The sequence below is a fragment of the Methylobacterium sp. CCH5-D2 genome, from assembly GCF_001556475.1.
GTDB lineage: Bacteria > Pseudomonadota > Alphaproteobacteria > Rhizobiales > Beijerinckiaceae > Methylobacterium > Methylobacterium hispanicum.
The window spans coordinates 1-7,460 of record NZ_LSIX01000293.1; the positions used below are offsets into that span (position 1 = coordinate 1).

General features: G+C 72.5%; 5 protein-coding genes. All 5 read right to left on the reverse strand.

Going from position 1 to position 7,460, the window contains the following annotated elements:
- The coding region (locus AX737_RS07855; protein WP_066920386.1) for an ABC transporter permease subunit at positions 1-888 on the reverse strand (888 nt) is incomplete at its 3' end.
- Between the two features lie 5 nt (positions 889-893).
- Positions 894-1,838 carry an ABC transporter permease gene (locus AX737_RS07860; RefSeq protein WP_066920389.1) on the reverse strand — a complete coding sequence of 315 codons (945 nt, stop codon included), beginning with the start codon at positions 1,836-1,838 and terminating at the stop codon, positions 894-896.
- Between the two features lie 31 nt (positions 1,839-1,869).
- A complete protein-coding gene (locus AX737_RS07865) occupies positions 1,870-3,144 on the reverse strand; it encodes an extracellular solute-binding protein (RefSeq protein WP_066920391.1) in 1,275 nt (424 codons plus the stop codon).
- 31 nt (positions 3,145-3,175) lie between these two features.
- Entirely contained in the window at positions 3,176-4,168 is a 993-nt protein-coding gene (locus AX737_RS07870; RefSeq protein WP_066920393.1) for an ABC transporter ATP-binding protein, read from the reverse strand.
- Between the two features lie 101 nt (positions 4,169-4,269).
- Positions 4,270-7,460 (reverse strand): bifunctional proline dehydrogenase/L-glutamate gamma-semialdehyde dehydrogenase PutA (gene putA, locus AX737_RS07875; RefSeq protein ID WP_082772942.1); only part of this gene is annotated, 3,191 nt, incomplete at its 5' end.

Consider the following 7,460-nt stretch of genomic DNA (forward strand, 5'->3'; position numbering starts at 1 on the left):
CCCGAGCCGCAGCCCCCGCCTGGCCCTGCGCCGCTGCAGGTACAGGCTGGCGCCGAGCGCCGCGGCGATCACCGCGAGGGAGAGGCCGGTGGTGAGTGTGCCGAGCGCGTAGATCTCCGGCGTCGTCACGGTGGTGGTCAGGCCCTGCAATTCCAGCGGCAGGGTGTTGCGGCCGCCGATGGCCTGGCTGGTGCGGGCGAGCTCGTCGAAGGACAGGGTGAAGCCGAACAGCGCGACGCCGACGAGCGAGGGCCCGAGGATCGGCACCACGACGTGGCGCAGGGTCTGGGCGCCCGTGGCGCCGAGGTCGCGGGCGGCCTCCTCGTAGGCCGGGTCGAAGCGGTTGAAGACCGCGAACATGATCAGGAGGCCGAAGGGCAGCGTCCAGGTGAGATGGGCGCCGAGCGCCGAGGTGTAGAGCCCCATCAGCGTGCCATGCTCCTGCAGCCAGCCCCAGCCGGTTTCGGCAGCCAGCCACTTCACCGCGTCGTCGAGGAGCCGGAACTCCAACCCGATGCCGAGCGAGACCACGATGGAGGGCACGATCAGGCTCGCCACCGCGACCGTGAACAGCGCGCCCTCGCCGGCGAAGCGCTTGCGGAAGGCCAACCCTGCAAAGAACGCGATCCCGACGGTGAGCCCCATCACCACGAGGCCGAGGCGGAGCGAGCGCCAGAGCGCGCCCCAGATGTCGACGATGCCGGAGCCCGCCCAGAGCTTGCCGAACCAGTGCGTCGAGACCCCGTTCATCGGGAAGGTCAGGCCGCCCTGCGGGCCCTGGAAGCTGAGGACCAGGATGGTCAGCGTCGGCCCGTACAGGAAGGCGACGAACAGGGCGAAGAAGGCCGCAAGCGCGTAGAAGGCGGGGGTGCGGGGCCGGTCGGTCATCTGGCTCACAGCTCCTTGCGCAGGTCGATGAGCCGCGTCATCGCGACGATCATCAGCATCACGGCGCCGAGCAGCACCGCGGCGTTCGCGGCCGCCGCGGGCAGCTGGAGCGCCGACATCTGCACCTGGATGATCTTGCCGACCGAGGCGATCTGCTGGCCGCCCATGACGCCGACGGTGACGAAGTCGCCCATCACCAGCGTGATCACGAAGATCGACCCGATGGCGATGCCGGGTTTCGCGAGCGGGATCACCACGTTCCACAGGGTCTGCCAGCCGGTGGCGCCGGCGTCGTAGGCCGCCTCGATCAGCGCGCGGTCGATGCGCGCCATGCTGTTGAAGATCGGCACGATCATGAAGACCGTGTTGAGGTGCACGAAGGCCAGCACCACCGCGAAGTCGGAGTAGAGCAGCCCCTCGATCGGCCGCGCGATCAGCCCCAGCCCCATCAGCGTGTCGTTGACGAGGCCGTTGCGGCCGAGCAGCGGGATCCACGAGATCATCCGAATCACGTTCGAGGTCCAGAACGGGATGGTGCAGACGAGGAACAGCACCATCTGAACGTTGCGCGACCGGACGTGGAAGGCGACGAAATACGCCACCGTGAAGCCGATCAGCAGGGTGAAGACCCAGGTGAGCGCGCAGAACTTCAGCGTCGAGAGGTAGGTCCGCAGGGTCGTGCAGGCGTTGCCCGTGTCGAGGCAGCCCTCGAACACGTCGACGTAGTTCTGCAGCGTGAAGGCGGGGATGATCTCGTACTCGTTGTACTCCCAGAAGCTGACCATCAGGGTCAGGAGGAGCGGCACGAGGAAGAAGAACCCGAAGACCAGCGCCATCGGCGCCGCCTGGACGTAGGCCAGCGCCCGCCGTCGTCGGGTCTTCGCGGCAAGGCTCGCGGCGGCCGGCGCGATGGGCGCGTCCGCGAGGGCGGGCAGGGCGGCCTCGGTCATGGCTCCGCCCCCGCGGGACACCGGGGCGCCCTCACGCCGCGATGAACTCGTTCCACTTGCGGACCATGTAGGTGTTCTCGTCCATCACCGCGTTCCAGCAGGCGACGCCGCCCATGCGCGCCTCGAAGGAGCCGCCGTCGCGGGTGGCGCCGGCCTTCTCCAGCACGCTTCCGTCCGGGCCCTTGATGTCCCGCTCGGCGGGCTTGCCCTCCATCCAGTAGGCCCACTCGTAGGGCTCCATCTGCGCCTTGGCGGTCTCCAGCACCGCCGAGTAGTAGCCCTGGCGGTTGAGGTAGGCGCCGGCCCAGCCGGAGAGGAACCAGTTGATGAAGTCGTAGGCCGCGTCGAGCTTGCGGCCCGTGAGCGTCTTGGGCAGGCCGAAGCCCGAGGCCCAGGCCCGGTAGCCCTCCTTCAGCGGCTGGTAGGTGCAGGCCACGCCCTGCGAGCGCACCTTGGTCACGGCGGGCGACCACATGGACTGGATCACCGTCTCGCCCGACGCCATCAGGTTCACGGACTCGTTGAAATCCTGCCAGAAGGCGCGGAACTGGCCGGCGCGCTTGGCCTCGATCAGCACCTTGATGGTGCGGTCGATCTCGGCCTTCGTCATGTTGCCCTTGTCGGGATAGGTGTAGTCGCCGCTGGCCTCGATCACCATGGCGGCGTCCATGATGCCGATGGAGGGGATGTTGAGGATCGAGGCCTTGCCCTTGAATTCGGGGTTGAGCAGCTCCCGCCAGCTCGTGACCGGGCGCTTGATCAGGTCCGGGCGGATGCCGAGGGTGTCGGCGTTGTAGGTGGTGGGGATCAGGGTGATCCACTCGGTGGCCGAGCCGGCGAAGGTCTTGGCGTTCTGGCCTTCCAGGTAGAAGACCTTCTTCGGGGCCGTGCCCTGGTCGCCGATCTTCTTACTACCCACCTCGCCCCGGGTGAAGACCGGCGTGATGTTGTCGGCCTGCTTGATCCGGCGGGCGTCCATGCCCTGGATGTTGCCGGACGGGATGAGCTTCCGGAGGCTGAAATACTCCGTGTCGAGGAGGTCGAAAGAGTTCGGCTGCGTCACCACGCGCTTGGTCACCTCGTCGGTGACGACGGGGATGTACTCGATGGTGATGCCGAGATCCTCCTTGACCTTGCGGGCGATGTCGCCGGACTGGTTCACGGCGGTGCCGAGGTAGCGCAGGGTCACGGGCTCGGCGGCGATCACGTTCGGGAATCCGGTGATCGGGCCGGCACCGAGCGTCAGCCCGGCGGCACCCGCCCCGCGGAGCAGGGTGCGGCGGCTGAGCTTGATCGTGGTGGTCATGCGGGGTCCTCGACGCAGGTGAGAGAACGGATCAGGCGCTCAGGCGGTGGGCGGCGGCCTCGTCCCAGCCGAGCGGCACGGTCTGGCCGAGGGCGAGCGGCCGGGCGGCGTAGGCGCCGTCGTCGATGATGGCGGTGAGCGCGGCGGGCTCCCGGCCGCCGAGGCCGTCCGCCTCCAGACCGACATGCACGCTGGTGCCCTGGTACTCGATCGATACGACGCGGGCCGGTACGGCCTCGGCGCCCGCCTCCGGACCGAGGCGCATCCGGTCGGCGCGCACGGCGATCTCGCCGGCATCGGGCAGGCGGATGACGTTGTGGCCGCCGATGAAGCGGGCGACGAAGGCGGTGGCGGGCCGCTCGAAGACGGTGCGCGGGTCGGCGGCCTGCTCGATGCGGCCGCCGTTCATCACCACCACGAGGTCGGAGAGCGCCATCGCCTCCTCCTGGCTGTGGGTGACGTGGATGAAGGTGAGGCCGAGTTCCGCCTGGATCCGCTTCAGCTCGGTCCGCATCCGCACCCGCAGGAACGGGTCGAGGGCCGAGAGCGGCTCGTCGAGGAGCAGGACCTTCGGGCCGGTGACGAGGGCGCGGGCGAGCGCCACGCGCTGCTGCTGGCCGCCGGAGAGCTGGGCCGGCATCCGCTCGGCGAGGTGGGCCATCTGCACGAGGTCGAGCATGGCCAGCGCCCGGGCGCGGCGCTCGGCCTTGCCCACGCCCCGCATCTTCAGGCTGAAGGCGACGTTGTCGCGGCAATCGAGGTGCGGGAAGAGGGCGTAGCTCTGGAACATCATCGCGGTGCCGCGCTCAGAGGGCGCCGCGTCGCCCACCGCGCGCGGGCCGATCACCACGTCGCCGGAGGACACCGTCTCGTGGCCGCCGATCATCCGCAGGGTCGGGGTCTTGCCGCAGCCCGAGGGGCCGAGCAGGCAGCAATAGGCGCCGGAGCGGACCTTGAGGTCGATCCCGTCCACGGCGACCGTGCCGCCGTAGCGCTTCGTCAGGCGGATCAGCTCGACTTCCATGCGTCTCTCCCGCGGCAGGTCCAGCAAGGGGCGGGCCAGCCGAGGCACGGATCGGATCCTCACCCCGCTGCGGGCCCCGCGCACGCTCCTCCGAGCCGGACTCACCCCAGTGCCATCAGGCTCGCGTTGCCTCCGGCCGCGGCGGTGTTGATGCTGAGGCTGCGCTCGCGCAGGAGCCATCCGGTCGGGTAGAGGCCGTCCACCGCCGTGTGGACCGGGATCACGGCGGGCGCGCCCTCGGCGACCGCGTGCAGCACCGCTTCGAGCGCGGCTCCTTCCGCCTCGGCGAGGACCGCCGCGCAGCCCGCCGGATCGGGCGCGTCCGAGAGGTCGATCACGGTGCGAACCGATTCGGGCAGGTCCGCGACCCGGCTGCGCAAGACGTCCCTTGCGCAGAGCCGCACCCGGTTGCCCGTGGCGAGCGCGGCGGCGAGCTGGGCGTGCAGGCCGGCTTCCGTCAGCGGCAGGCAGAGGATCGTCCCGCGCGGGAGCAGGTCGTAGCGGTTCTCCTCGCCGACCGGGCCGGGCAGGAGCGCGCCGTGGCCGAGTGGCGAGTGGGCCGCCGTCCGTTCGGCGAGGGCCGCCTCCGCCGTGCGGCCCTCCCGACGCAGCGCGTCGCGCAGGTCCCGCAAGGGGGCCGGGATCGGCGCGTCCGCGGCGAGGCCGGTCTCGGCCGGGCAGGCGGCGAGCAAGCGGCGCAGGTAGAGCGGGCCGCCGGCCTTCGGGCCGGTGCCGGAGAGGCCCGCGCCGCCGAAGGGCTGCGTTCCGACGACCGCGCCGATCATGTTGCGATTCACGTAGATGTTGCCGGCCTCCGCCGCGTCGGCCATCCGCCGGGCTGCGGCGTCGATGCGGCTGTGCGCGCCGAAGGTCAGGCCGTAGCCGGTCGCCGCGATCCCGGCGAGCAGCGCGTCGAGCCCCGCCGCCTCGTAGCGCAGCACGTGCAGCACCGGCCCGAACACCTCGCGCTCCAACGCCGCGAGGTCGGCGACCTCGACGAGCGTCGGGGCCACGAAGTGCCCGGCCGCGGTCTCCGGCGGCAGGGACGGGGCGTGGACCGGCCGGCCCCGCGCGCGCATCCGTGCCACGTGGTCGAGGATGCCCGTGCGCGCCGTCTCCGAGATCACCGGGCCGACATCGGTGGCGAGCCGGGCCGGGTCGCCGACGCGCAGTTCCGCCATCGCGCCCTTCAGCATGGCGAGCACCCGGTCGGCGATCTCCGCCTGCAGGCAGAGCACCCGCAGGGCCGAGCAGCGCTGGCCGGCCGAATCGAAGGCGGAGGCCAGCACGTCGGCCACCACCTGCTCGGGCAGCGCGGAGGAATCCACCACCATCGCGTTCAGGCCGCCGGTCTCGGCCACCAGCGGCACCGGGCGCCCGTCCGGCCCGAGCCGCCCGGCGAGCGCGGCCTGGATGCGCTTGGCGACCTCGGTCGAGCCGGTGAACATCACCCCGCAGACGCGCGCGTCGGCGACGAGACGCGCCCCGACCGCGCCGTCGCCCGGCAGGAGCTGGAGGGCGTCCGGCGGCACCCCGGCCGCGCGCAGGATGGCGACGGCGCGCGCGGCGGTGAGCGGCGTCTCCTCGGCGGGCTTGGCCAGGACCGGGTTGCCGGCGGCGAGCGCGGCCGCGACCTGCCCCGTGAAGATCGCCAGCGGGAAGTTCCAGGGGCTGATGCAGGCGACGGGTCCGAGCGGGCGGTGCGTGTCGTTCGCGAAGTCCCGCCGGACCTCACCCGCGTAGGCGCGCAGGAAATCGACCGCCTCGCGCAGTTCGGCGATCGCGTTCGGCAGGCTCTTGCCGGCTTCACGGATCATCAGGGCCAGCAGCGCGTGGGGCTCGGCCTCCATCCGGTCGGCGGCGCGCTCGAGGATCGCGGCGCGCGCGTCCGGAGGCGTCAGGGCCCAATCGGCGGAGGCGGCCTGGACGAGCGCGGCCTCCACGGTCCGCGCGTCGGCCTCCACGACCCGCCCGACGATGTCGGCCCCGTCGGCCGGGTTCGCGACCGGGCGGGCCTCGCCCGTGCCCGGCCCGTCGCCGAGGAGCGGCCCGGCCTCGGCCGGCACGCGAGCCGCCGCCGCGAGGCCGCGCGCGAGGTCCGCCAGCACGTCCTCGTCGGCGAGGTCGTAGCCGGACGCGTTCGCCCGGTCCGGAAACAACGCGCCGGGCTGGCGGATGCCGGGATGGGCCGCGCCGGGCGGGACGAGCGCCATCGCCTCCGCGACCGGGTCCAGGGCCAGCTCCGCCACCGGCACCGCGGGGTCGCCGATCCGGTGGACGAAGGAGGCGTTCGCGCCGTTCTCCAGAAGCCGGCGCACGAGGTAGGCGAGCAGCGTCTCGTGGCTGCCAACCGGCGCGTAGATGCGGCAGGGCCGGTCGAGCTTGGCCGGGCCGACCACCTCTCCGTAGAGGGCCTCGCCCATCCCGTGCAGGCACTGGAACTCGTAGTCGCCGGGCCGGAACCGCGGCCCCGCCATCGCCAGCACGGCGGCGAGGGTGCGGGCGTTGTGGGTGGCGAATTGCGGGAAGACCGCGTCCCGCGCCGCGAGCAGTCGTCGCGCGCAGGCGAGGTAGGCGACGTCTGTGTGGAGCTTGCGGGTGAAGACCGGGAATTCGCCGATCCCCTCGACCTGGGCGCGCTTGATCTCGGTGTCCCAGTAGGCGCCCTTGACGAGGCGGAGCATGAGGCGGCGCCGCGTCCGCCGGGCGAGATCGACGACCATGTCGATCACGGCCGGCGCCCGCCGGCCGTAGGCCTGCACCACGAAGCCGAGGCCGTCCCAGCCGGCGAGCCGCGGATCCGCCGCGAGCGCCGCCAGGATGTCGAGGGAGAGGTCGAGCCGGTCGGCTTCCTCGGCGTCGATGTTGAGGCCGATGTCCCCGGCGCGCGCCGCCGCGGCGAGGTCGGCGACGCGGGGCAGGAGCTCGGCCATCACCCGCTCGCGCTGTGCGCGGGTGTAGCGGGGGTGGAGCGCCGAGAGCTTGATCGAGATGCCCGGCCCCGCATAAGGCCCGCGCCCCGCCGAGGCCGCGCCGATCGCCGCGACGGCCTCCGCGTAGGCGGCCGCGTAGCCGTCCGCGTCGGCCGCGGTCATCGCCGCCTCGCCGAGCATGTCGTAGGAGTGGGTGAAGCCCCGCGCCTCCCAGGGCGCGGCGTGCGCCAGCGCCTCGGCGATGGTGCGGCCGGTGACGAACTGGCCGCCCAGCACCCGCATGGCCCGGTCGAGCCCGGCCCGCACCAGCGGCTCGCCGCCCCGGCGCAGCAGGGGGGTCAGCGCGGGCCGGGCTCGAC

What these genes read in the sequence shown, in the direction of transcription:
- AX737_RS07870 (WP_066920393.1), bottom strand. Translation starts at nt 4,168, where the DNA reads ATGGAAGTCGAGCTGATCCGCCTGACGAAGCGCTACGGCGGCACGGTC.
- AX737_RS07860 (WP_066920389.1), bottom strand. Translation starts at nt 1,838, where the DNA reads ATGACCGAGGCCGCCCTGCCCGCCCTCGCGGACGCGCCCATCGCGCCG.
- AX737_RS07865 (WP_066920391.1), bottom strand. Translation starts at nt 3,144, where the DNA reads ATGACCACCACGATCAAGCTCAGCCGCCGCACCCTGCTCCGCGGGGCG.